We start from the raw sequence: 21730 nt of genomic DNA, 5'->3' as shown, positions 1-21730 counted from the left end.
ACTTCAAGGAGTCGATCCCCCATGGCGAGCGATGTGCCGACCGTGCACGCATCCGACCTCGACTGGCTGATGAGCGGCCTGGTGCAGCGCGTACCGCACACCAGGAGCGCCGTGTTGCTCTCCTGCGACGGCCTCGTGAAGTCGGTGCACGGGCTCGACCCCGACAGCGCCGACCACATGGCGGCCCTGGCCTCCGGGCTCTACTCCCTGGGCCGCAGCGCGGGCGTCCGTTTCGGCGACGGCGGTGACGTACGCCAGGTCGTCGTCGAACTGGACTCGACCCTGCTCTTCGTGTCCACCGCGGGCTCCGGTACCTGTCTTGCCGTGCTCGCCGGACGCGACGCCGACGCGGCCGTGCTCGGCTATGAGATGGCCATGCTGGTCAAGAGCGTCCGCCCGTACCTGATGACCGCGCCGAGGCAGCACTCCGTCGAACCGTCGGCGATGAGGCCTTGAGCGTGACCTCGGCCGGCGACGGGCCCTGGCTTGATGACGCGGCCGGACGCCTTGTCCGTCCCTACCAGGTCAGCAACGGCCGGACCCGGCCGAGCACCGCGCTCGATCTTCTGTCGCAGGTGATGGCCACCGGCGTCACCCCTCTCGGCTACCTCGGCCCCGAGCACGCCCAGGCACTCGAACTGTGCCGGGACCCCGTCTCGGTCGCCGAGGTCGCCGCACATCTGAGACTCCCCGCCGCGGTGACCAAGGTGCTGCTGTCCGATCTCGTCGACTGCGGGGCGCTGTCCATGAAGCCCCCGACCTTCCACCACAACCCCACTGACCGGTCTCTTCTGGAGGCAGTGCTCGATGGACTACGACGACAGCTCTGACCCCTTTCCCACCGCCTTGAAGATCCTGGTGGCGGGAGGGTTCGGAGTGGGAAAGACCACCTTCGTCGGCGCGGTGAGCGAGATCGCGCCGCTCAGCACGGAGGAGTTGCTGACCACGGTCGGCGCCGCGACCGACAATCTCGAAGGCGTCGAGAACAAGGTCGAGACGACCGTCGCGATGGACTTCGGCCGTATCACCCTCGATCAGGAACACGTGTTGTACCTGTTCGGCACGCCCGGACAGGAGCGGTTCTGGTTCATGTGGGACGAGCTCTCCGAAGGCGCGCTCGGCGCGGTCATCCTCGCCGACACCCGCCGCCTGGAGGACTGCTTCGCCGCCGTCGACTTCTTCGAACAGCGCGGCCTGGGATTCATCGTCGCCGTCAACGAGTTCGACGGAGGATTCCGCTACGACCCGGAGGAGGTGCGGGCGGCCATCGACCTCGACCCGGAGGTGCCGGTCGTGCGCTGCGACGCCCGGATCTCCAGCTCGGGAGTGCAGACCCTGCTCACCCTCGTCCGCCACCTCCTCGCCCACGCCCCCTCGCACGCCCCCAGCCACGGAGCCCACACATGACGTACGACCCGCCACGCCCGGCCGGTCGGCTGCTGCTCACCCCCGAGGACAAGGAGGCCCCCGCCAGAACACGGCGGCTGCGGGTGCTCGGTCTGGGTCAGCACACGGAGCCGGCCCTCGACGCGTTCGCGGACCGGCTCGCCGAGCTCGCCGGGGCGCCGTACGCGATGGTCAACTTCATCGACGAGGAGCGGCAGTTCTTCGCGGGCCTGCACATCCCCGACGGCCCCGTCCCGGCCGGGCCGTCGGCCGATGCCCGTACGGATCACGCGGACGCCGTGAAACCGAGGATCGGCCGCTATATGGCCCGGGACCATGGCTTCTGCCCCCATGTGGTCGTCCGCCACAAGGCACTGGTGCTTGAGGACGTCCGCGACTATCCCCGCTTCGCCGGCAACCCGGTCGTCGACGAGTTCGGCATCCACTCCTATCTCGGTGCCCCGCTCATCGACCGCACGGGCATCGCGCTCGGCACGGTGTGCGTCGCCGACGTCGAGCCCCGGCCGTGGGGGCGGGCGGGGCTCGACACCATCAAGTCGATGGCGGCGGAGCTGGTCGAGCGGATCGAGTTGCGGGAAGGCGGGTTCTGACCCGCGCGCCCTTCGCCTCCCCATGGAGACGACCTCCCTCTCGCACCGGGACCACCTCGCACCGGAACGACGTCCTTCTCCTGCCGGGACGACATCCTTCTCACACCGGGACGACCTCTCTCACACCGAGACGGTGTCCCCTTCGGGGAACGTGATCCGGACCTCGTGCCCCTCGACCTCGCAGGACACCGATTCCCGTAACGCCTGCGGGTGTACGGAGTCCCGTGTCAGCGCGAGCAGCGTGACGTACACGCCGGAGCCGCTAGGACGGCCCGCCGCGCACCGGAGGTACGGCGTCGCGGAGTGCGGGCCGAAGGCGTTGGCCTCGACCTCGCGCGCGATGCCCGTGTCCTCGTCCCAGCCGTGCAGCGCGACGACCACACTGGTCAGCCCGCTGTCCGTGCGGGCCAGTGCCCAGCCGTGGCCCCGCTCGGCGGTGGGCCGGGTTTCGGCGGCGACCGCGTAGCCGCCCTCCCGGACGGTCAGGCCGGTCGGCGCGAGCACCCGGTGCACGCGTATCTCCCAGGGACCGCGCAGCACGCTCGTCGTCTCGATCGGGAACTCCTCCTCACTGCCCGGCAGTTGGGCGCTGTAGCGGGAAGCGGCCGTCCGCCCGGAGCAGTGCAGCGGAACGATGGTGTGCCGGCGGGACGCGGTGCCGTCCGGGGTCACCAGCGCGATGTGTCCGTCCACGGTCCGCTCCCAGGCGTGGGGAGCCGCCTCGGGCGCGGTCGCCGTCGAGTAGCCGAACTTCGCGTAGTGCGGATCGTCCTCGGCGGGCCCGGACGGGGAGTTGTGGTCGCTGCCGTGATTGACCAGGCGGACGATGCCGTCGTGTTTCGTGCCGTGCAACAGCCAGCCCGGGGCCGGGAGCGCGGTGTACTGGTCCGACTCCTCGACGGGCAGCGGCAGTTCGCGTGCCGTCCACACCGGGTGCTCCGGAGGCAGCAGCAGCCCGAGGAAGCCCATGCTCGCCCAGTACGGGGACGCGGGCCCCGAGTACGGCTGGGTCATCGGCAGGAACGTTTCGTACCAGCCGAGCGGCAGCAGCCCGCGCTCGTCGGGCACGCCCCGCTCCACGAAGTGCCGTACCGCGCCCGACGCCAGCCGTCGGGTGAGTCCCGGCTCCAGCGGCGTACAGCCGGCGAGGGCGCCCATCCATACCGGCGCGGTGGTGGCGAAACGGTACGTCAGGGAGCGGCCGTGGTGCACGGGGGCACCGTCCGCGCCGAAGAACCGCGGGTGGTCGGCGAGGTACCGGGCGAGCCGCTCCCGGTAGACGTGGCCGCGGCCGCCGCCGTCTCCGCCGGTCATCCGGCACCACAGCAGCGGGTACAGGTGCATGGTCCAGGCGTTGTGGTAGTCGAAGGTCCGGCCGTCGCCGTCGCTGTACCAGCCGTCTCCGACGTACCAGTCGTCGAGGCGGTCGAGCCCGGCGTCGATGTCGTCCTGGCGGTGGGGCGCGCCGACCGAGGCCAGGAACTGTTCGGCCACCACCTGGTAGAGCCGCCAGTGGTTGTCCCAGGTGCGGCGGCCCACAAAACCCCACAGCCAGTCCACGACCCGCTCCTGCGCCTCGGTGTGCAGCCGGTCCCAGATCCAGGGGCGGGTCTCGTGCAGCGCCACGGCGATCGAGGCGGCCTCCGCCATCTGCGGGGAGCAGTCGGTGAGTTCGGGCCAGGCCTCGCCGCTGTCGCGGTCGGTGCCCGTTGTCAGACCCCGCGCGTAGCGTTCTGTGAGACGGGGATCCACGTCACCCCGCGCCCCGGCGATCCGGAAGGAGGCCAGCAGGAATGACCGCGCGAACCCTTCGAGCCCGTCCGACACCACACCCGACCACGAGGCCCGCCCGGGCAGCCGGTACTGCGCGAGGCCCGGCGTCGCGTACGGGACCAGGGCTTCGAGCTGCCGGTCGGCGAGCGTCTCCCAGTGCGCCCGCGTCCAGCCGGTGTGCGGCGACAGGACGTGGTCGATGGGCGGCAGGGACACGTGCGGTGCGGGCATGGCGGGGTTCCGACTCCTCTGTTCCCGGGCGCGATTCCAGGTTCCGGAGAGGGATACGGCTGGCGGGGGCCGACAGATCAATTGTGCCGTGTGCGTATGCCATGTGTTCTGTGCGCACACAGTGAGCCCTGTTCGCATGTGGTCGGCCCTGTTCGTATGTGCGGCCCCGGTGCGCCCTCCCGGAACGCGTCGCCCGATGGGAAGTTGACTCCGGCGCAGGTGGGCGCGGCTCCCTCGGAGGAACACGGTTGGACCACCTGCCGCCGGATCCGACTCCTCGTCACCGAACGGGAAGGCATCCCATGACCGACCTGCGTCTCGGCGCCCTCGGCTGCGGCCTGCGCGGTTCGCTCGCGCGCATCGCCCACCGGCCCGGCCGGGGCTCCCGCGTGACCGTCGTCGCCGAACACGACCCGGCACTGCGGGACCGCGCCGCCGACAGCGTCCCCGGCGTCCGGACCGTCGAGGACTACCGCAAGGTCGTCGACGACCCGGACGTCGACGCCGTGCTCGTCCTCACCCCGGACCACACCCATGCCGACATCGCCTGCGAGGCCCTGCGCGCGGGCAAGCCCGTCTTCGTCGAGAAGCCCCTGGACATCACCATCGAGCGCTGCGACCTCGTCCTGCGCACGGCCTTCGAGACCGGCACCCGGCTGTACGTGGGCCACAACATGCGCCACATGCCGGTGATCCGGCTGATGCGCGACCTCGTCCTGCGCGGCGACATCGGCACGGTCAAAACGGTGTGGGTACGTCACTTCGTCGGCTACGGAGGCGACTGGTACTTCAAGGACTGGCACGCCGAACGCCGGTGCACCACCGGCCTGTTGCTGCAGAAGGGCGCCCACGACCTCGACGTACTGCACTGGCTCGCGGGCGGATACACCCGGCAGGTACAGGCGTTCGGCGACCTCATGGTGTACGGAGGCAATCCGCACCGCCGGTCGCCGGGCGAGCCGAAGTCCGACGACTGGTACACGGAGGATGGCCACTGGCCACCGCACACCCAGCGGGCGCTCAACCCCGTCATCGACGTCGAGGACGTGTCGATCGTCAACATGCGCCTGGACAACGGGGTGTTGGCCGCCTACCAGCAGTGCCACTTCACCCCCGACTACTGGCGCAACTACACGGTCGTCGGCGACGCGGGCCGCCTGGAGAACTTCGGGGACGGGCCCGGGGGAGTGGTGAAGGTGTGGAACTCCAGGCGCTCCGGGTACCGGGCCGAGGCGGACGCCGAGTACGCGGTGCCCGATGTGGAGCAGGACGCCGAGCACGGGGGCGCGGACCCGGTGCTGATCGACGAGTTCCTGCGGTTCGCACGCGAGGGAGGGCGCACCGACACGTCCCCGGTTTCCGCGCGGATGGCGGTGGCGGCGGGATTCCGGGCCACCGAGTCGCTGCGCGGGGGTGGCGTTCCGTACGAGGTGCCGCCGCTGGACGCGGAACTGGCCGCTTACTTCGAGAGGGGGCAGACACGCTGACGGGGTCGAGGTGATCCGGGGGCGGACACGCTCACGGGTCCGGGGGACGTGCGGGAGGGGAGCGGATTCGTGGGAGGGGAGCCAGGTGTGAAGGAAAGCTGCGGCGGAGCTTAAGAAAACCTCGATGGACCGCAGCGCCCGCGTACGGCAGATTTCTCCGCATCGGCAGTGGAGCGCCGCAGCCGCTGAGAGGCGCTCCCGCATGGCCCACCCGCCATGCCCCCTGCCGTGACGCCACCCCTCACTCCGGGCCGGGGCCCGCTTTGGCATGCCCCGGCCCGGAACCCTCGTACACGGGAGCCGTGTTGAAGGCGCTGGTCAAGGAGAAGGCTGAGCCGGGACTCCGGCTCATGGACGTGCCGGAGCCGGGCGTCGGACCCGGAGACGTACTGATCAAGGTCCTCAGGACCGGGATCTGCGGCACCGACCTGCACATACGCAACTGGGACGGCTGGGCACAGCAGTCGATCAGAACCCCGCTCGTGATCGGCCACGAGTTCGTGGGCGAGGTCGTCGAGACGGGCCGCGACGTAGGCGAGATCGCCGTGGGCGACCGGGTCAGCGGCGAGGGCCACCTCGTGTGCGGCAAGTGCCGCAACTGCCAGGCCGGGCGGCGCCATCTGTGCCGCGCCACGGTGGGACTCGGCGTCGGCCGCGACGGCGCGTTCGCCGAGTACGTCGCGCTGCCCGCGTCCAACGTGTGGGTGCACCGCGTCCCCGTCGACCTCGACGTCGCCGCGATCTTCGACCCCTTCGGCAACGCCGTGCACACCGCGCTGTCGTTCCCGCTGGTCGGAGAGGACGTACTGATCACCGGCGCGGGACCCATCGGCCTGATGGCCGCCGCCGTCGCCAAGCACGCAGGCGCCCGGCACGTCGTGGTCACCGACGTCAGCGAGGAGCGCCTGGAGCTCGCCCGCAAGATCGGCGTCAGCCTCGCGCTGAACGTCGCCGAGTCGACCATCGGCGACGGGCAGCGCACGCTCGGCCTGCGCGAGGGCTTCGACGTCGGCCTGGAGATGTCCGGCAATCCCGTCGCGATGCGCGACATGCTCGCCAACATGACGCACGGCGGCAAGATCGCCATGCTCGGACTGCCGTCCGAGGAGTTCGCCGTCGACTGGTCCCGGATCGTCACCTCCATGATCACGATCAAGGGGATCTACGGCCGCGAGATGTTCGAGACCTGGTACGCGATGTCGGTCCTCCTCGAAGGCGGCCTCGACCTCGCCCCCGTGATCACCGGCCGCTACGGCTACCGCGACTACGAGGCGGCGTTCGCCGACGCGGCGAGCGGCCGCGGCGGGAAGGTCATCCTCGACTGGACTGCGTAAGCCCCGGTCCTCTCAGCCCCCGCACGCTCCCCGTACCGCGTGAGCACCTCTAGGAGCCCCTCATGTTCGACTCCGTACGCGATGACCTCCGCACCACCCTCGACGAGATCCGCGCCGCGGGACTGCACAAGCCCGAGCGCGTCATCGGCAGCCCGCAGTCCGCGACCGTGAACGTCACCGCGGGCGGCCGCCCCGGTGAGGTCCTCAACTTCTGCGCGAACAACTACCTCGGCCTCGCCGACCACCCCGAGGTCATCGCCGCCGCCCACGAGGCCCTCGACCGCTGGGGATACGGCATGGCCTCCGTGCGCTTCATCTGCGGTACGCAGGAGGTGCACAAGGAGCTCGAACAGCGCCTCTCCGCCTTTCTCGGCCAGGAGGACACGATCCTCTACTCCTCCTGCTTCGACGCCAACGGCGGAGTCTTCGAAACCCTCCTCGGCGAGGAGGACGCGGTGATCTCCGACGCCCTCAACCACGCGTCGATCATCGACGGCATCCGCCTCTCGAAGGCACGCCGCCTGCGCTACGCCAACCGTGATCTCGCGGACCTGGAACAGCAGTTGAAGGAGGCCGCGGGCGCCCGCCGCAGGCTGATCGTCACCGACGGCGTCTTCTCCATGGACGGGTATGTGGCCCCGCTGCGCGAGATCTGCGACCTCGCCGACCGCTACGACGCCATGGTCATGGTCGACGACTCGCACGCCGTCGGCTTCGTCGGCCCCGGCGGCCGCGGAACCCCCGAGCTGCACGGGGTCATGGACCGCGTCGACATCATCACCGGCACCCTCGGCAAGGCACTCGGCGGCGCGTCCGGCGGTTACGTCGCCGCCCGCGCCGAGATCGTCGCCCTGCTGCGCCAGCGCTCGCGCCCGTACCTCTTCTCGAACACCCTGGCCCCCGTGATCGCCGCAGCCTCGCTCAAGGTCCTCGACCTGCTGGAGTCGGCGGGCGACCTGCGCGAGCACCTCGCCGCGAACACCGCGCTGTTCCGCTCCCGGATGACCGAGGAGGGCTTCGACATCCTCCCCGGCGACCACGCCATCGCCCCGGTCATGATCGGCGACGCGGCCGTCGCCGGACGCATGGCGGAGCTGCTCCTGGACCGCGGGGTGTACGTGATCGGCTTCTCGTACCCGGTGGTCCCGCAGGGCCGGGCCCGGATCCGCGTACAGCTGTCCGCCGCGCACTCGACGGAGGACGTGAACCGTGCCGTGGACGCCTTCGTGGCGGCGCGGGCGGAGCTGGAGGCGGAAGGGGCAGCAGCGAAGGCCTGACCGCGGAGGAACGGGGAGGGCGCCCGAGCGCGGACGGGGCTGACGATCGAGCAGGGTGAGCGTGAACCTCTGAGAGAATCGGTCACATGATCGAAGCGCGGCGGCTCCACATCCTCCGTGCGGTGGCGGACCATCGCACGGTGACGGCCGCTGCCGCCGCGCTCTACCTCACGCCCTCCGCCGTCTCGCAACAGCTGACGGCTTTGGAGCAGGAGACGGGCCACCGCCTGGTGGAGCGCAGTGCCAGGGGCGTACGCCTGACTCCGGCCGGCGAGATCCTGCTCAGCCACACCAACGCGGTCCTCGCCCAGCTGGAGAAGGCCGAGGCGGAGCTCGCCGCGTACGACTCGGGTTCGGCGGGCACGGTCACGGTCGCCTCCTTCGCGACCGGTATCGGCCTGGTCGTCGCGCCCGCCGTCGCCCGGCTCGCGCGGACCGCGCCCGGCATCCGCATCCGCGTCCAGGACGCCGAGGGCGACGCCAGTCTGCCGATGGTGCTCGACCGGCAGGTCGACGTGGCGGTCGCCGTCGAGTACCGCGGCGCCCCGGACGCCGACGACCCGCGCCTCGCACACATCCCGCTGTACGCCGAACCGTTCGACGCCGTCGTCCCGGTGAGCCACCGCCTCGCCGACCGTACGGAGGTGCCGCTCGCCGAGCTGGCCAAGGACCCGTGGATCGGCCCGTACCCCGGAAACCCCTGCCACGACGTCGTGGTCCTGGCCTGTGAGCACGCCGGATTCCAGCCCCGACTCGAGCACTCCTCGGACGACTTCCGTGCGGTCGTCGCGCTCGCTTCGGCGGACGCGGGGGTCGCCCTGGTGCCGCGCTCGGCCCTGAGCGGCATGGATCTCTCGGGTGTGGTCGTACGCCCTGTCGACGGGGTCGCACCCACGCGCCGGGTCTTCGCCGCCGTGCGCCGGGGAGCAGAGGAGCATCCGCTGATCCGGCCGGTACTGGAGGCGCTGGGCGAGGCCGCACCGGTGGGATGAGCGCCGGCGGGCGGCCCGCTTCGATCCGTCTCGTATCTGGGATAGCATCCCGAATATGAGACGTGATGGAGATGCTGACACGGAGGTCGGTGGACCGGACCCCGTCGATGCCCGTCTCGGCGTGCGGCTGGCCGAGCTGCGGGCCGAACGGGGCTGGTCCCTGGGCGAGTTGGCGGAGCGCAGCGGGGTGAGCCGGTCGACCCTGTCCCGGGCCGAGCGCGCGGAGATCAGCCCCACGGCCTCGCTCCTGAACCGACTGTGCGGGGTCTACGGCCGCACGATGTCGCAGCTGCTCAGCGAGGTCGAGGCGGAGCCCGCCCTGCTGGTACGGGCCGCCGACCAGGCCGTATGGGAGGACAGGGCGTCCGGGTTCGTACGCCGTTCCGTGTCCCCGCCGCATGCCGGGCTGCGCGGCGAACTCGTCGAGGGACGGCTCGCGGCCGGCGCGGACATCGCGTACGACCGGCCGCCCGTACCCGGCCTCGAACAGCACATCTGGGTGCTCGACGGGCGGCTGGAGGTCACGGCCCAGGACGCCGGGCACCGGCTCGACGCGGGCGACTGTCTGCGGTTGCGGGTGTGGGGGCCGACGCGCTTCCGGTGCACCGGGCCCGAGGACGCGCGCTATGTGCTGGCGGTGGTGCTGCCATGAGCACGGTGGTCCGGCTGGAGACCGACCAACTGCTCCGATCCGTCGACGAGTTGGCCGACCTGCTGACCGACACCGTCAACGGCGGGGCGTCGGTCGGATTCCTCGCCCCGCTCGACCGAGCCGCCGCCGTCGACTGGTGGCGGGGGCGGGCGGACGCGCTCGCGGAGGGCGGTCTCGCCGTGTGGGCCGCGTACACGCGAGGCCGGATCATCGGCACCGTGAGCCTGGCTTTTCCGGACAAGCCCAACAGCAGTCACCGCGCCGAGGTGGTGAAGCTGATGGTGCACAGGGAGGGGCGCGGAAAGGGACTCGGACGTTCGCTGCTCGCGACGGCCGAACGCGCCGCCGCCGAGGCGGGCGTGACCCTGCTCAACCTCGACACCGAGACGGACAGCCCGGCCGAGTCCCTCTACCGGTCGGCGGGTTGGACCCGGGCGGGTGTCATACCGGACTACGCGCGGACGCCCGACGGGGTGCTTCGTCCTACGACGATCTTCTACAAGTACGTGGTGGCGGCGGAGGTTTCGGAGCCTGCTGCGAGTCGTTGAGCGTCCCGCTCACGGCGGGTGGTCGAACCCGGCTCTCGGCGGTGCCTGAACCCGCTCTCAGCAGGTGGTTGTCAGTGGTATTGGCTACGGTGCTGTCCATGCAGGATGCCGAAGACGTACGCCGAATCTGTCTCTCTCTGCCGGACACGACGGAGAAGATCGCCTGGAGCATGCCCACCTTCCGGGTCGCGGGGAAGATGTTCGCCACGCTGCCCGAGGAGGAGACCTCCATCGCCGTGCGCTGCCCCAAGGAGGAGCGCGACGAGTTGGTGCTGGCCGAGCCCGGGAAGTTCTGGATCGCCGACCACGAGGCGGGCTTCGCCTGGGTGCGTGTGCGGCTCGCGGCCCTTGAGGACTCGGACGAGTTGCGTGACATCCTCGCGGACTCCTGGCGGCAGGCGGCTCCGACCCGACTGCTGGAGTCCTACCCGGAATTGGGGCTTCCGGCGGATGGGTGACGGCTGACGGCCGATGACCGAGGGGCGTTGTCAGTGCCGCGTGGCATGATCCGAAGGCGGGTGGGGAGCTCGGCGCGGAGGGGCGCGGTGGTCCCGTCGAGGGTCGATCGATCGGTCGGTGGGGGAGGGGTGTGAGGGGATGGCTGGGGGCGGGGTGTCCTCGGGCGGGGTGCCGTCGTCGGGGGAGGACGGGGGCGCCGGTCACGGTGGCGTGGGTCACCGTGGCGGCGGGGCCGGTCATCGTGATGTTGGCGGCGGGGCCGGTCGTCGTGATGGCGGTGGTGGGACCGGTCGTCGGGATGTGAGTGACGGGGCCGGGTCCCGGAAGGTCTGGTCGCGGGATTTCGGGCTGTTCTTCACCGCGCGGGCCGTCGCCAAGCTCGGCGACACGATGTTGCCGGTGGCGCTGGCGGCGGGACTGCTGCAGCACGGCTACGGGGTGGGGGCCGTCGGCCTGGCCATGGCCGCGTCGGCCGCCTGCTTCGCGGGTCTGGTGATCTTCGGCGGGGTCTTCGCCGACCGGTTCAGCACCCGTCTGCTGATGATCGGCGCCGATGTGGTGCGGCTGGGCAGCCAGTCCGTCGCCGCCACGCTGTTCTTCACCGGCCACGTGGTGCTCTGGCAGATCTGTGTGATCGGCGCGGTCAACGGCGCGGCGGCCGCGATCTTCGAGCCCGGCGTCGCCAGCACGGTGCCTCGGCTCGCCACCGACGTCCAGGCGGCCAACGGCGCCATACGCGTCGCCGAGTCCACGGCCCAGCTGGCGGGCCCCGCGCTCGCCGGCCTGCTGGTCGCCTTCGCCTCACCCGGCGGAGTCTTCGCGGCCCACGCCACGACATACGCCCTGAGCGCCCTCTGCCTCCTGCTGCTCCGGCTGCCTCCTGCCCACCCCGACCACCGGGCCCGCACCAACGGCTTCGGGGCCGATCTCGTCCAGGGCTGGCGGGAGTTCAGATCACGGACGTGGCTCTGGGGAGTCATCGTCATCTGGTGCGTCCTGATGATCTCCGTCTGGGGTCCGACGGTCCCGCTCGTCGCGACGGAGGTCGTCCAGGAGCACGGGCCGCGCGCCTACGGCCTGGTCAACTCCGCCCTCGGCGCGGGCACGGTCATAGGCGGCCTGATCGCACTGCGGCTGCGTCCCCGGCACATGCTTCGCGCGGGTTCGCTCGCCCTCTTCTCCTTCGCCTGTTTCCCGGCCGCCGTCGGAGCGGGCTTCGGAGTGGCGGCGATGGCGGCCGGTGCGGCGATAGCGGGCGCGGGCCTGTCGTTCTGGGGCGTCATGTGGGCGACCAGCGTGCAGACCCAGGTCCCGCCCGATGCCCTCAACCGCATCCACGCCTACGACATCGCCGGCTCCCTGGCCATGATGCCGGTCGGCCAGGCCCTCGCGGGCCCGGCCGCGGCGGCCCTCGGCGCGGACAACGTCCTCCTCGTGGCCGGCGCCATGACCCTCGTCGTGGCGACGGCCCTGCTCTCGGTGCCCGCGATACGAGGCCTGGTGCGGGCCGAGGCACCGACGTCGCGGTCGCTGCCGCTGCCGAACGGGTCGGCGGGGGTCGCCGCCCGACCCACGGGCACCGGCGGAGGAGACAGACAGGGGGCCGGACAAGAACACAGACAAGGGAAGGGACAGACATGCACAGGCGGCACGACCTGAAGCCAGGCTGCGGAGCCAGACCTATGCGCTGACCCTCGTGGCCCTCAGGAACCCACCGATCCGCTCCCGCAACGACCCGGCGTCCAGCCCGTGCGCGGCCACGTGTTCCTCGATCTGCCCGTAGCGGCGCAGCTCGCGGCGGCCGACGCCGAGGCCGAGGACACGGTGCGGCAGGTCGGCGAGGGCGTCGTTGGCGGCTGCGGTCGACGTGCCGGCCAGGTACGGCTCCACGAGGACGACATCGGTCCCCGCCGCCTCCGTGGCCCGGCGCAGCGTGGCCGAGTCGAAGGGGCGCACGGTCGTGCCGTACAGCACGGTGACGTCGAGACCCTCGGTCGCGGCGAGCACCGTGTCGAGCATCGGCCCGACCGCGACGACCACGCCGGCCCGGCCCTCGCGGACGGTGTGGAACCGGGCTCCGTCGACGGCGAGGGCCTCGGCGTTCGACTGCACGGACAGCCGTACGTACACCTTGTCGTCGCCCGCCGCGACAGCGTGCCGCAGCAGTGTCTCGGCCTCGTCCGGGTGGCCCGGGACATGGACCGTCCAGCCGTCGAGCGTGTCCAGTAGGGCGATGTCGCCGGGTGCCATGTGGGTGTAGCCGCCCGAGGGCCAGTCGAACGACGCGGAGGCGCTGACCAGCACGGCGCCCACGTCCTGGTGCCCGAGGTCCAGTTTGACCTGCTCGAAGGGCCGCTCGACGAGGAAGCTGGCGAAGGTGTGCACCACGGGCCGCAGCCCGGTCAGGGCGAGGCCCGCGCCCGCTCCGACCAGCAGCTGCTCCCGGATGCCGACGTTGATCACACGGTCCGGATGCCGGTGCCGTGCCTCCTCGAACCCGGCCAGACCGATCTCGGCGAGGACGACCGCGACGCGCGGATCCTCGTCGAGCAGCCGTGAGACGACGGGGGCGAAGCGGTCACGCATGGTGTCCATGGGGAAAGTCCTCCGTTGTGGGAGTGCGTGGGAGTGCGTGGGGGCAGTGGTGACCGGCTCAGGCGGTCTTCGGCTCCACCCGGGCGACGACCACGCGCGGCCGTCCCGGGTGAGGAGCGGTGAAGGCGGCGTACAGGGCGTCGTGGTCCCGTCCGTCGACGGTCTCGGCGGACCAGCCCGCGGCCTCGAAGCGCGCTGCGATCCCGCCGGGGAGCGCGTAACTGGCGGAGGAGTTGTCGATCACGACGGTGTGCAGCTGGTCGAGCCCGGCCGGACCGGCGTACGCGATGGCCTCGTGGTTGCTGCCCTCGTCCAGTTCGGCGTCCCCGACGAGCACCCACACGCGAGGGTCGTTCAGCCCCTGGGCGCGCAGACCCAGCGCCGTACCGACCGCGATCGGCAGCCCGTGCCCGAGCGAACCGCTGCCGATCTCGGCACCCGGTACGAGCACGCGGTCCGGATGGTGACCGAGCGGCGACTCGTACGAGCCGAAACCCGGCAGCCAGTCGACCGGCACGAAGCCCTTCGCGGCGAGTACCGCGTAGTAGGCCATCGGCCCGTGCCCCTTGGACAGCAGGAACCGGTCCCGTTCCGGATCGTCGGCCCGCTCCGGCGTCACCCGCAGGACCCGGTCGTAGAGCACCCAGAGCGCGTCGAGTGTGGACGTCGCCGCCGGTCCGTGCTTCTCGTCCCCGCTCATCAGCCCCATCAGGCCGGGCAGGTCCGCGTACCCGTAGCCGCTTTTCACTGTTGTCGTCGTCATACGGACGATCGTGCGACCTCAACCAAAGTTGAGGTCAAGTGGAGATCGCCGGGACAAAAGGAGTGCGCGACCACCGACCCGAGTGCGGTATTGTTTCCGTGCGCGTTCAGCCAGGGGAAACCCCAGGTCACAACGGGCAACGGGACGTGGCGCAGCTTGGTAGCGCACTTGACTGGGGGTCAAGGGGTCGCAGGTTCAAATCCTGTCGTCCCGACAGAACGAAGGGTCTTCACAGGCGAGAGCCTGTGAAGACCCTTTTCGTATGGCGAGACCCACCGGGCTGTCGCCGGTCAGGCCTCCTTTCCGAAGACGAGTACCTCGGTGGAGGCGACGCCCATGGGGGCCAGGAAGCCGGCCTCCAGGTTGCAGCCGAGGGTCGCGAAGAGGTCCACGCATGTCTGGCGAGGCATGGCGGCCGGGTAGGAGCCGTGCCCGGCGCCGCCCTTCGTCGCCCAGGCACGCACCGTGGCCGGGTCCAGGCAGGTCTCCGTCATCACGTCGAAGACGATCCGGCCACCGGGTCGCGTGACCCGTGCCATCTCGAAGAAGTAGCGGGAGGCACAGAGGAAGGTCACCGTGTTGAAGACCTTGTGGGCCTGAACGAGATCGACGCTGCCGTCGGGTGTCGAGGCGAGACTGCATCCTGCGGTCGGCTGGGCGACCACGCCGAACGTGTCCACCAGGTAGTCGGACCAGGGCGCTGCCGTCTCGTAGATCTCGTAGCGGCCTGGTGAGCACTCCTTCAGTGTCTTCTCCAGGTACCGTCCGGACCCGGGGCCGATCTCCAGCACCGTGTCCGGGTCGGCGCTGAAGACGCCGAGAGTGCGCAGCTCATCGATGGTGAACCGGGTGGCACCAGGCGTCCCGTTCATGACCTCGTCGATGTAGTCACCCACCGAAAGGCCGGCCGCCCGTGCGGCCCGCATCGTTGCCTCGAAGGGGATGAAGTCGTCCACTCCACCCCGGTTGTTGTTGGTGCGCACGATGTCGAATCCCGCACGTCCCAAGAGCCGTTTGACCCCCGACTTCAATGCTGACGTTCCCCGCACTGCTGGGCTCACCAGGCATCCCCCCTCTTTCCGCCTTAGGTGCCCAAAGCATAGGATCTCGGACGCGGGCGCGCAGTGGGACGGCGAACTTGGCTAGACTGCCGGCTCCCGCGCAGGCCAGGTCGGACGCAATGGGGGGCTGTGGGTGGGGAGTTGGCGTCGGCGGAAGCCGAAGACCACGTCGAACGGCGTCAGTTGTGTTGGATCGCTCGGTCGGAGCGGGCCCGGAAGTCGGCCCGGCCCGGTTCGCGCATGACGTGCTCGCACGCGGCGAGGGCCCGGATCACCAGGTGGGCGGTTGGTTGGTCCTCCTTGCGGTCACCGGAGTCGTTCGGAGACAAGTCGCCGGAAGCGGGCCCGGCAGTCTTCACGAGGACCTGGAGCAGGGGAAACAGGAAGCCGCTGATGCATGGTCGGCTATGGGAGGGATGACGGGCCGCGTGCTCGCCCTGCCCCAAGAGGTCAGGATCCGGGACACCGGCTGCCGAATCCGCCGGGCACGGCAGAGCACCCAGGGCCGACCGGACGCGGTGGGCGTGTGACCGGGCGGTCGGCGCCCGCGGTGCTGCCCCCGTCGCTGCGCGTGTGGCTCGGGCTGACTGCTGTCCTCTCCGCGCTGGTGGTCGTCGTGCTCGGGGTCCTGTACGCCGGCCACAGCGAACCCGGCACAGTGGACAGATGGGTGATCCAGCCGACGGCGGACAGCGTGCGGCCGCCGTGGCGGAACGTCGCTCTGGCCACCGACTTCCTGGGGGAGCCCGCCGGAGCGGCGGCGCTCGTCCTGGCCGCCGTGACGGGCTGCCTGCTGTTGCGGAGCCCTCGCGCGGCGGTGCTCGTCGTTGCCGGTGCCGGCACGACCGTGGCGACGACGACACTGCTCAAGTCCCTGGTGGGCCGCACCATCCACGGCGACGACAACCTGTCCTACCCGAGCGGGCACACCGCCTTCCTCACCGCGCTCGCCCTCGTGGTGGCCCTGATCGCGACCGGTCGGCTCGGCCTCGGCAGGACGGCCGGCATGTCACTCGTACTCGCAGCGGCACTGGTCTCCGGCGCCGCCATGGGCTGGGCGCAGGTCGCCCTGGGCGCGCACTACCCGACCGACGTCCTCGGCGGCTGGTGCACCGCGCTGGCAGTGACACCGGCGACCGCGTGGCTGGTCGACCGGACGGCCGACCGGACGACAGGCCAGATGGCCGGCACCGGTCGGCGGGAACGCCGCTGACGTCCCGTCACGCCAAGCGGCGGAATACGGGCTTCACCGGACGTCCGCCCAGCCAGGGGGCGGGGTCGGCGGCGTCCAGCGCCTTCCGGTACACCGCGCATGCCTGGGCCACCACGTCGACGGTGTGGTCGATGTCGGCGTCGTCGAGCGCGCTGCTCACCACGAACGACGGGGCCAGCACCCCGCCCGCGAGGAGCCGGCGCAGGAACAGGGTGCGGTACTGCTGCGACGGCTGCCGGTTCTCGTCGAGGGTGGCGAAGACCAGGTTGCTGGCCCGGCCCCGGACGACGACGTGGTCGCCGACGCCCATGCTCTCCGCCGCGCCGCGGACACCGGCGGCCAACCGCTCGCCGAGGGTGTGAAGCCGCGCGGTGACGCCCTCCTCGACGTAGGTGGTCTGCACGGCCATCGCGGCGGCGAGCGAGTGCGTTTCCGCACCGTGCGTGGTGGACAGCAGGAACACCCGTTCGCCGGAGTGGCGCAGTCCGCCCAGCTCCATCAGATCGCGGCGCCCGGCCAGTGCGGAGACGGCGAACCCGTTGCCCAGCGCCTTGCCGAACGTGGAGAGGTCGGGGACGACGCCGTACAGGCCCTGGGCGCCGGCCTCCGACCAGCGGAGGCCGGTGATCATCTCGTCGAAGATCAGTACGCAGCCGTGCCGGTCGGCCAGCTCGCGCAGGCCGGTGAGGTACCCGGGCGGCGGCTCGGTGTGGGTGGCGGGTTCCAGGATCAGACAGGCGACCTCGTCCTGGTACCGGGTGAGCAGCTCCTCCGTGGCGGCCAGGTCCCCGTAGGGGAATGCCACGGTCAGCTCGTTGGTCGCCGCCGGGATGCCGGCGGACATCGGTGTGGTGCCGATGAACCAGTCGTCGGTGGAGAAGAACGGATGGTCGGCGCAGAGGGCCACCCGCGGGCGGCCGGTGGCGGCGCGGGCGAGGCGCACCGCGGCGGTGGTGGCGTCGGAGCCGTTCTTCGCGAACTTCACCATCTCGGCGGTCGGCACGGTGGCCAGGAAGCGTTCCGCCGCCTCGACCTCCACGATGGACGGCCGGACGAAGTTGCTTCCGCGGTCGAGTTCCCGTCGCACCGCCTCGATCACGCGTGGGTGGGCGTGGCCGAGGCTGACCGAGCGCAGGCCGGAGCCGTACTCGATGTAGCGGTTGCCGTCGACGTCCCACACGTGGGCACCGCGGCCGTGGCTGATGACCGGGGCCAGGTCCTCGGGGTACTGGTCGTCGCCCTTAGCGTAGGTGTGCGCACCGCCGGGGATCAGGGCGTGCAGCCGCTCGTTCGCCGCCCGCGACCGGGGAAGGCCGAACTCTTCGGTGTCCACGGTGACTTCAGCTCTCCTTCTGCTTCAGGACCTCGGCGAGGCTCGGCGCCTCCCGGTCCCGCTGCGACATCGAGGCGGGCGGGAGCGGCCAGGGGACGGCGAGCTCCGGGTCGTCGAAGGCGATCGTCACGTCCTCGGCCGGATCGTGCGGGCGGTCGATCCGGTACGAGGTGTCGGCGGTGTCGGTCAGGGCCTGGAATCCGTGGGCGCATCCCGACGGGATGTAGAGAGTCGTCTGCGTCTCGCCGGACAGCTCGAAGGTCGCCACGTTGCGGTACGTCGGTGAGTCCGCCCGCAGGTCCACGACGACGTCGAAGATCCGTCCGTACGAGCAGCGCACCAGCTTGGCCTCGCCCGCGCCGGAGCGCAGGTGCAGGCCGCGCAGCACGCCCCGGACCGAGCGGGACAGGCTGTCCTGGACGAAGGCGTCCGGGTCGAGGCCCACCGAGCGGACCACGTCGGCGTCGAAGGTGCGGCAGAAGAAGCCGCGCTCGTCGGAGTACGGCGTGGGCTCGAACAGGTACGCGCCGTCGATCGCCGGGACTGCGGTCGCCTTCATTCGGCCTCCCTCAAGGCGTGGGCGTGGTCGGCCGCCGGGAACAGGGCGGCGGTCAAGGCGGTGAACTGGTACTCGAGTTGCCGGGCGGCGGCCAGGTTCCGCTCGGCCAGGGTCCGTCGCAGCTCCGCCGATCGCTCCTCCAGCGCCCGGAACTGTTCGAGCAGCCGGTCGGCGTCGACCTCGCGAGCCGGGTGGCAGTACGCGGCAAGGCCCATCCGGTCCATGAGGGCGTCGCTCTTCGCCGCATAGCTGAGTGCGAGCGTCGGCGTGCCGACCTTCAGCGCGCAGACCAGGTTGTGGTACCGCGTCGCCACCACGGCGTCGGCGGCCGCCGTCTCCTTCATCAGGTCGGCGAGCGAGGCCGCCTCGGCGGCGGATACCAGCGGCGAGTCCACCGCGTCGAGGATCGCCGCGACCACCGGACGGTCGCACTCGTCGCCGGTGAGCAGCCGGACCGGCCTGCCGTCCTCGACCAGCGCCCGGACGAAGCGGGTTGTCCCGTCGAGGTAGCGCCGGTGGATCTCCTCGGCCCGTGCGCGGTCGTCGTCGCCGCCGTGGAAGTCCATGACACCGACGCAGACCGGGCCCGGCGGAACTGAGAGCTTGTCGGGTCCGCTCGCCGGCGGCGTCGGCAGGGCGAAGGCGAGGTCCGGGTAGACCTCGTCGCGCGCGGTGTCCACGCCCATCGCCCGCATCGCGTCGCGGGACAGGGAGTCCCGGTACGACCGGTAGCCGGCCAGCCGCGCCGACCAGCGCACCAGCGCGCGGGTCGCCCGGTTGCCGATCGCGGCGGCCCCGACGCCGACCAGCGCGACGCGGGTGCCGAACAGCCGACCGCTCGCGCAGAGCAGGAACAACGAGTACGGGAAGGCCCACGGCCGCAGCGGCAGCGTGGCCTCCAGGACGCCCATGCCCGGCACGATCACCACGTCGTGCCGACGCACCCAGGCAGCGGTACGGACGGGGTCGACGAGTTTGCCCAGGCCCTTGCCCACGATCGCGCCCGCCCGCGACGCGGTCCGGTACTCCCCTTGGTACCAGTGCAGCCGCGTCGCGGGGATGCCGTACCGGGCCGTGACGACCTCGGGTCCGCCGCACAGCGCGTCCACGTCCGCCTCCGGGTGCTCGGCGCGGAGGTAGCCGAGCACGGCCTCCAGTGACCCGTCGTTGCCGAGGTTGCCGGAGCCGAGCAGGCCGAACACCCCGACGCGCACCGGGGTTCGGTTCGCCGGTGTCATGCCTGCCGCCCCTCACGTCCGGCGACGAGGGCGTCGACGGAGACGGTGAGCCGGCCCGGGTCGACCGGGGCGCGGTCCTCGACCCGCTCGCCGGCGCCCGGCCGGACCCGGCTGGTCATCCACGAGGCCAGGTGGCGGTAGCAGGCGCGCCGGTCGGCCGGGGACAACGGGGCCCGCCTGATCGCCGAGACGAAACCCCAGACGTACTCGGCGAGCAGCCGGGGCGTCGGGTGCAGCGGGCCCGCCCGGCGCGGGTCCAGGTTGACGCACCGGGAGCGCTTGGAGGGGTTCGCCCGCTCGGCCCGGGTGGGGTGGTCGCGGCGGAAGTACAGCAGCTCCGGCACCTGGTGGAACGGCCCGTGCAGGGTGATCTCGGCGACGAACGTGCGGTCCGCGTGGTGGTAGCTGTCGTGCGGCTTCACCCGGCGCAGCATGTCGGCGCGCATCACCCCGTAGAAGTCGTCTCCGCCGGGCTCGAAGAGCAGGCTGCGGAAGCGCTCCGGCGCGTGCGGTGAGTCGGTGGCCAGCCCGTAGTCGTACGGGACCTTCACCCGGCCCTCGCCGTCGATGACCGCCTGGCCGGAGTGCGCGAGGACCACGTCGGGCCGTTCGTCCAGCGCCTCCACACAGGCCCGCAGCAGGTCGCGGGCGTACAGGTCGTCGTGCGAGGCCCACTTGAACAGTTCGCCGCGGCACTCGGTGAACACGTGGTTGTGGTTCGGTGCGGCGCCGATGTTCCGGGTCAGTCGGATGTACCGGATGCGCGAGTCCCGCGCGGCGTACCGGCGGCAGATGTCCTGGGTCCCGTCGGCCGAGGCGTTGTCGGAGATGACCAGCTCGAAGTCCTCGTACGTCTGGCCGAGCAGGGCGTCGAGCGACTCGGCGAGGTACTCCTCGCCGTTGTAGACGGGCAGGCCGATGCTCAGCCTGGGTTGGGCGGTCATGAAGTCCTCACTTCGGGAATGGAGTGGTGGTGGCTCTCGTGCAGGGCGGACCGCAGTTGCAGCCACCACACGGCCGAGGCGCAGACGGTCGCGGCGGCTACACCCCAGGCCGAGCCGACCGTGCCGGCCACGGCGGCACCGCCGAGCCCGCCGCCGACGTAGCAGGCGGAGGCGAACAGCTGGCAGCGCAGGCTGCGCCTCGCCGCGGCGAGAGCGCGCAGCCCGGCCGCCGCGCCGCTGCCGAGTCCGGCGCCCGCGACACCGAGCGTGGCCGGCACGATGAGCTCCGAGGCGGAGTTCCAGACGTCGCCGAGCACGAACTCGCCCGCCCGGTCCGGCATCAGCAGCAGTGCCGCGCCCCAGAGCAGCGCTGCGGCGGCCTGTCCGCCGCCCAGGAAGAGGCAGAATTTGCTCAGTCGGTGCGGAGCCTGCCGCAGCACGCGTGCCGCCTCCGCGACGGTGACCAGCGAAAGCCCCATCAGCAGGGCGAGGAACGGGCCGAGGAGGAGTTCCGCGCCCCGGACCGCGCCCACCGCGCCGACGCCGACGATCACGCCGAGCCCGTACGCCCGCAGTTGGCTCGCGCCGCTGAGGCTGACGTTCTCGACCAGGTACCGGTAGCCGAGGTCGCGCTGCTCGCGAAGCCACCCGCGCGCCCGGGTCGGCCGGGGCCGGATGCCGGACTGGAGGCAGCCGTACACCGCGGCCACCGCGGCGGACGCGCCCCAGGCGAGCAGAAAGGCGGCCACGGTGCCCACGTGGGCGGCCACCACCATGGCCGGGACGAGCGCGACACCCCACACGACGTCGTTGGCGAACGCCTTCCGCCCGCTGCCGGCGGCGAAGAACGCGAACCGCCAGGCGTCCTGCAGCAACAGCGCCGGCAGTGCGACCCCGAGGCAGACGAACGCGGGCCCCACGCGGCCGCCGAGGCCGAGACCGACCAGCAGACACACCACGCCGAGAGCGGCCCCGATGCCGAGCGCGGCACCCGACGACCGGGCCGCCGCCGTGCGCCACGACGCGGCCGGCACACCGCTGAAGCGCACCACGAGCGGGTCGGTGGCCAGCCCGCGGGAGACGTTGAGCACCACGCCGTAGGTCAGCCAGGCCAGGCTGAACACGCCGAACGCGGTCAGCCCCAGCGAGCGTGCCACATAGATGCCGACCGCGAAGTTGGTCATGCTGGAGGCCGCCTGGTCGGCCAGCCCCCAGGACAGCCGGCCGACCATGGCCCGCTTGGCGGTCCGCTTCTCCCCGTCGGTGGTCATCGG

Annotated in this window: 23 protein-coding genes and 1 tRNA gene; 14 read left to right on the top strand and 10 right to left on the bottom strand. The window is 71.5% G+C overall.

What is annotated here, in order from left to right; genetic code table 11:
* Nucleotides 1–21 precede the first annotated feature (21 nt).
* The 4 genes from JEQ17_RS08610 to JEQ17_RS08595 are packed head-to-tail and all read left to right on the top strand — an operon-like array spanning nt 22 to nt 1997.
* Complete coding sequence (locus JEQ17_RS08610) at nt 22–456, top strand: roadblock/LC7 domain-containing protein (RefSeq protein ID WP_200394668.1); 435 nt, start codon at nt 22–24, stop codon at nt 454–456.
* A 2-nt stretch (nt 457–458) separates the two neighbouring features.
* Nucleotides 459–830: a DUF742 domain-containing protein gene (locus tag JEQ17_RS08605; RefSeq protein WP_143635063.1), complete on the top strand. Its 372-nt coding sequence runs from the start codon at nt 459–461 to the stop codon at nt 828–830.
* On the top strand, nt 808–1407 hold the full coding sequence (locus tag JEQ17_RS08600; protein WP_200394667.1) for a GTP-binding protein: 600 nt from the start codon (nt 808–810) through the stop codon (nt 1405–1407). The genes JEQ17_RS08605 and JEQ17_RS08600 overlap by 23 nt, the downstream gene beginning before the upstream one ends.
* Entirely contained in the window at nt 1404–1997 is a 594-nt protein-coding gene (locus JEQ17_RS08595) for a GAF domain-containing protein (RefSeq protein WP_200394666.1), read from the top strand. The genes JEQ17_RS08600 and JEQ17_RS08595 overlap by 4 nt, the downstream gene beginning before the upstream one ends.
* 120 nt (nt 1998–2117) lie before the next feature.
* Here the strand turns inward: JEQ17_RS08595 and JEQ17_RS08590 are convergent, their stop codons facing one another.
* Nucleotides 2118–4001 (bottom strand): DUF2264 domain-containing protein, encoded by a 1884-nt coding sequence (locus tag JEQ17_RS08590; RefSeq protein ID WP_200394665.1) that lies wholly within the window; start codon nt 3999–4001, stop codon nt 2118–2120.
* A gap of 302 nt (nt 4002–4303) precedes the next feature.
* On the opposite strand from JEQ17_RS08590, the gene JEQ17_RS08585 reads away from it, so the two are divergent.
* The 8 genes from JEQ17_RS08585 (at nt 4304) to JEQ17_RS08550 (ending at nt 12409) form a co-directional block, all read left to right on the top strand.
* On the top strand, nt 4304–5488 hold the full coding sequence (locus JEQ17_RS08585; RefSeq protein WP_200394664.1) for a Gfo/Idh/MocA family protein: 1185 nt from the start codon (nt 4304–4306) through the stop codon (nt 5486–5488).
* Between the two features lie 305 nt (nt 5489–5793).
* On the top strand, nt 5794–6822 hold the full coding sequence (gene tdh, locus JEQ17_RS08580; RefSeq protein ID WP_200401384.1) for an L-threonine 3-dehydrogenase: 1029 nt from the start codon (nt 5794–5796) through the stop codon (nt 6820–6822).
* 62 nt (nt 6823–6884) lie between these two features.
* The gene (locus JEQ17_RS08575; RefSeq protein WP_200394663.1) at nt 6885–8099 is read left to right on the top strand and encodes a glycine C-acetyltransferase; all 1215 of its coding nucleotides are present in this window, start codon (nt 6885–6887) and stop codon (nt 8097–8099) included.
* Between the two features lie 86 nt (nt 8100–8185).
* On the top strand, nt 8186–9091 hold the full coding sequence (locus tag JEQ17_RS08570) for a LysR family transcriptional regulator (protein ID WP_200394662.1): 906 nt from the start codon (nt 8186–8188) through the stop codon (nt 9089–9091).
* 55 nt (nt 9092–9146) lie between these two features.
* On the top strand, nt 9147–9743 hold the full coding sequence (locus JEQ17_RS08565; RefSeq protein ID WP_200394661.1) for a helix-turn-helix domain-containing protein: 597 nt from the start codon (nt 9147–9149) through the stop codon (nt 9741–9743).
* A complete protein-coding gene (locus JEQ17_RS08560) occupies nt 9740–10291 on the top strand; it encodes a GNAT family N-acetyltransferase (protein ID WP_200394660.1) in 552 nt (183 codons plus the stop codon). The genes JEQ17_RS08565 and JEQ17_RS08560 overlap by 4 nt, the downstream gene beginning before the upstream one ends.
* A gap of 98 nt (nt 10292–10389) precedes the next feature.
* Nucleotides 10390–10749 (top strand): MmcQ/YjbR family DNA-binding protein, encoded by a 360-nt coding sequence (locus tag JEQ17_RS08555; protein WP_200394659.1) that lies wholly within the window; start codon nt 10390–10392, stop codon nt 10747–10749.
* 301 nt (nt 10750–11050) lie between these two features.
* On the top strand, nt 11051–12409 hold the full coding sequence (locus JEQ17_RS08550; protein WP_200394658.1) for an MFS transporter: 1359 nt from the start codon (nt 11051–11053) through the stop codon (nt 12407–12409).
* A gap of 21 nt (nt 12410–12430) precedes the next feature.
* Here JEQ17_RS08550 and JEQ17_RS08545 read toward each other — a convergent pair whose 3' ends face one another.
* Together JEQ17_RS08545 and JEQ17_RS08540 are read right to left on the bottom strand one after the other, a co-directional pair.
* A complete protein-coding gene (locus tag JEQ17_RS08545; RefSeq protein WP_200394657.1) occupies nt 12431–13345 on the bottom strand; it encodes a transketolase family protein in 915 nt (304 codons plus the stop codon).
* Between the two features lie 58 nt (nt 13346–13403).
* Complete coding sequence (locus JEQ17_RS08540) at nt 13404–14108, bottom strand: thiamine pyrophosphate-dependent enzyme (protein ID WP_200394656.1); 705 nt, start codon at nt 14106–14108, stop codon at nt 13404–13406.
* A gap of 140 nt (nt 14109–14248) precedes the next feature.
* Between JEQ17_RS08540 and JEQ17_RS08535 the strand changes: the two genes are divergently transcribed.
* A tRNA-Pro gene (locus tag JEQ17_RS08535) sits at nt 14249–14322 on the top strand.
* 76 nt (nt 14323–14398) lie between these two features.
* On the opposite strand, the gene JEQ17_RS08530 is transcribed toward JEQ17_RS08535, so the two are convergent.
* Together JEQ17_RS08530 and JEQ17_RS08525 are read right to left on the bottom strand one after the other, a co-directional pair.
* Nucleotides 14399–15115 carry a methyltransferase domain-containing protein gene (locus JEQ17_RS08530; RefSeq protein ID WP_234048120.1) on the bottom strand — a complete coding sequence of 239 codons (717 nt, stop codon included), beginning with the start codon at nt 15113–15115 and terminating at the stop codon, nt 14399–14401.
* Nucleotides 15116–15348: 233 nt separating this feature from the next.
* Nucleotides 15349–15528 carry a hypothetical protein gene (locus tag JEQ17_RS08525; protein ID WP_200394655.1) on the bottom strand — a complete coding sequence of 60 codons (180 nt, stop codon included), beginning with the start codon at nt 15526–15528 and terminating at the stop codon, nt 15349–15351.
* A 167-nt stretch (nt 15529–15695) separates the two neighbouring features.
* Between JEQ17_RS08525 and JEQ17_RS08520 the strand changes: the two genes are divergently transcribed.
* Nucleotides 15696–16382, top strand: coding sequence for a phosphatase PAP2 family protein (locus tag JEQ17_RS08520; RefSeq protein WP_200394654.1), 687 nt, complete (start codon nt 15696–15698; stop codon nt 16380–16382).
* Nucleotides 16383–16389: 7 nt separating this feature from the next.
* Here the strand turns inward: JEQ17_RS08520 and JEQ17_RS08515 are convergent, their stop codons facing one another.
* Genes JEQ17_RS08515 through JEQ17_RS08495 form a run of 5 tightly spaced genes read right to left on the bottom strand, consistent with a single transcriptional unit; the run spans nt 16390 to nt 21727 of the window.
* Nucleotides 16390–17715, bottom strand: coding sequence for a glutamate-1-semialdehyde 2,1-aminomutase (locus tag JEQ17_RS08515; RefSeq protein WP_200394653.1), 1326 nt, complete (start codon nt 17713–17715; stop codon nt 16390–16392).
* A gap of 7 nt (nt 17716–17722) precedes the next feature.
* Entirely contained in the window at nt 17723–18274 is a 552-nt protein-coding gene (rfbC, locus tag JEQ17_RS08510) for a dTDP-4-dehydrorhamnose 3,5-epimerase (protein WP_200394652.1), read from the bottom strand.
* Nucleotides 18271–19512 (bottom strand): polysaccharide pyruvyl transferase family protein, encoded by a 1242-nt coding sequence (locus JEQ17_RS08505; protein ID WP_200394651.1) that lies wholly within the window; start codon nt 19510–19512, stop codon nt 18271–18273. The genes rfbC and JEQ17_RS08505 overlap by 4 nt, the downstream gene beginning before the upstream one ends.
* Nucleotides 19509–20456 (bottom strand): glycosyltransferase family 2 protein, encoded by a 948-nt coding sequence (locus JEQ17_RS08500; protein WP_200394650.1) that lies wholly within the window; start codon nt 20454–20456, stop codon nt 19509–19511. The genes JEQ17_RS08505 and JEQ17_RS08500 overlap by 4 nt, the downstream gene beginning before the upstream one ends.
* Complete coding sequence (locus tag JEQ17_RS08495; protein ID WP_200394649.1) at nt 20453–21727, bottom strand: MATE family efflux transporter; 1275 nt, start codon at nt 21725–21727, stop codon at nt 20453–20455. Before JEQ17_RS08495 ends, JEQ17_RS08500 begins: the two co-directional genes overlap by 4 nt.
* Between the last annotated feature and the right edge of the window lie 3 nt (nt 21728–21730).

The organism is Streptomyces liliifuscus (assembly GCF_016598615.1).
Classification (GTDB): domain Bacteria; phylum Actinomycetota; class Actinomycetes; order Streptomycetales; family Streptomycetaceae; genus Streptomyces; species Streptomyces liliifuscus.
The sequence above is the reverse complement of the archived record's forward strand: the minus strand, read 5'-3'. Positions and strand labels throughout refer to the sequence as shown.

Bases quoted from the DNA above. Each gene is read 5' to 3' on its own strand.
- JEQ17_RS08505 (WP_200394651.1), bottom strand. From the start codon at position 19,512: ATGACACCGGCGAACCGAACCCCGGTGCGCGTCGGGGTGTTCGGCCTG.
- JEQ17_RS08560 (WP_200394660.1), top strand. From the start codon at position 9,740: ATGAGCACGGTGGTCCGGCTGGAGACCGACCAACTGCTCCGATCCGTC.
- JEQ17_RS08600 (WP_200394667.1), top strand. From the start codon at position 808: ATGGACTACGACGACAGCTCTGACCCCTTTCCCACCGCCTTGAAGATC.
- JEQ17_RS08495 (WP_200394649.1), bottom strand. From the start codon at position 21,727: ATGACCACCGACGGGGAGAAGCGGACCGCCAAGCGGGCCATGGTCGGC.
- JEQ17_RS08590 (WP_200394665.1), bottom strand. From the start codon at position 4,001: ATGCCCGCACCGCACGTGTCCCTGCCGCCCATCGACCACGTCCTGTCG.
- JEQ17_RS08595 (WP_200394666.1), top strand. From the start codon at position 1,404: ATGACGTACGACCCGCCACGCCCGGCCGGTCGGCTGCTGCTCACCCCC.
- JEQ17_RS08610 (WP_200394668.1), top strand. From the start codon at position 22: ATGGCGAGCGATGTGCCGACCGTGCACGCATCCGACCTCGACTGGCTG.
- JEQ17_RS08585 (WP_200394664.1), top strand. From the start codon at position 4,304: ATGACCGACCTGCGTCTCGGCGCCCTCGGCTGCGGCCTGCGCGGTTCG.
- rfbC (WP_200394652.1), bottom strand. From the start codon at position 18,274: ATGAAGGCGACCGCAGTCCCGGCGATCGACGGCGCGTACCTGTTCGAG.
- JEQ17_RS08500 (WP_200394650.1), bottom strand. From the start codon at position 20,456: ATGACCGCCCAACCCAGGCTGAGCATCGGCCTGCCCGTCTACAACGGC.
- JEQ17_RS08565 (WP_200394661.1), top strand. From the start codon at position 9,147: ATGAGACGTGATGGAGATGCTGACACGGAGGTCGGTGGACCGGACCCC.
- JEQ17_RS08570 (WP_200394662.1), top strand. From the start codon at position 8,186: ATGATCGAAGCGCGGCGGCTCCACATCCTCCGTGCGGTGGCGGACCAT.
- JEQ17_RS08540 (WP_200394656.1), bottom strand. From the start codon at position 14,108: ATGACGACGACAACAGTGAAAAGCGGCTACGGGTACGCGGACCTGCCC.
- JEQ17_RS08545 (WP_200394657.1), bottom strand. From the start codon at position 13,345: ATGGACACCATGCGTGACCGCTTCGCCCCCGTCGTCTCACGGCTGCTC.
- JEQ17_RS08555 (WP_200394659.1), top strand. From the start codon at position 10,390: ATGCAGGATGCCGAAGACGTACGCCGAATCTGTCTCTCTCTGCCGGAC.
- JEQ17_RS08575 (WP_200394663.1), top strand. From the start codon at position 6,885: ATGTTCGACTCCGTACGCGATGACCTCCGCACCACCCTCGACGAGATC.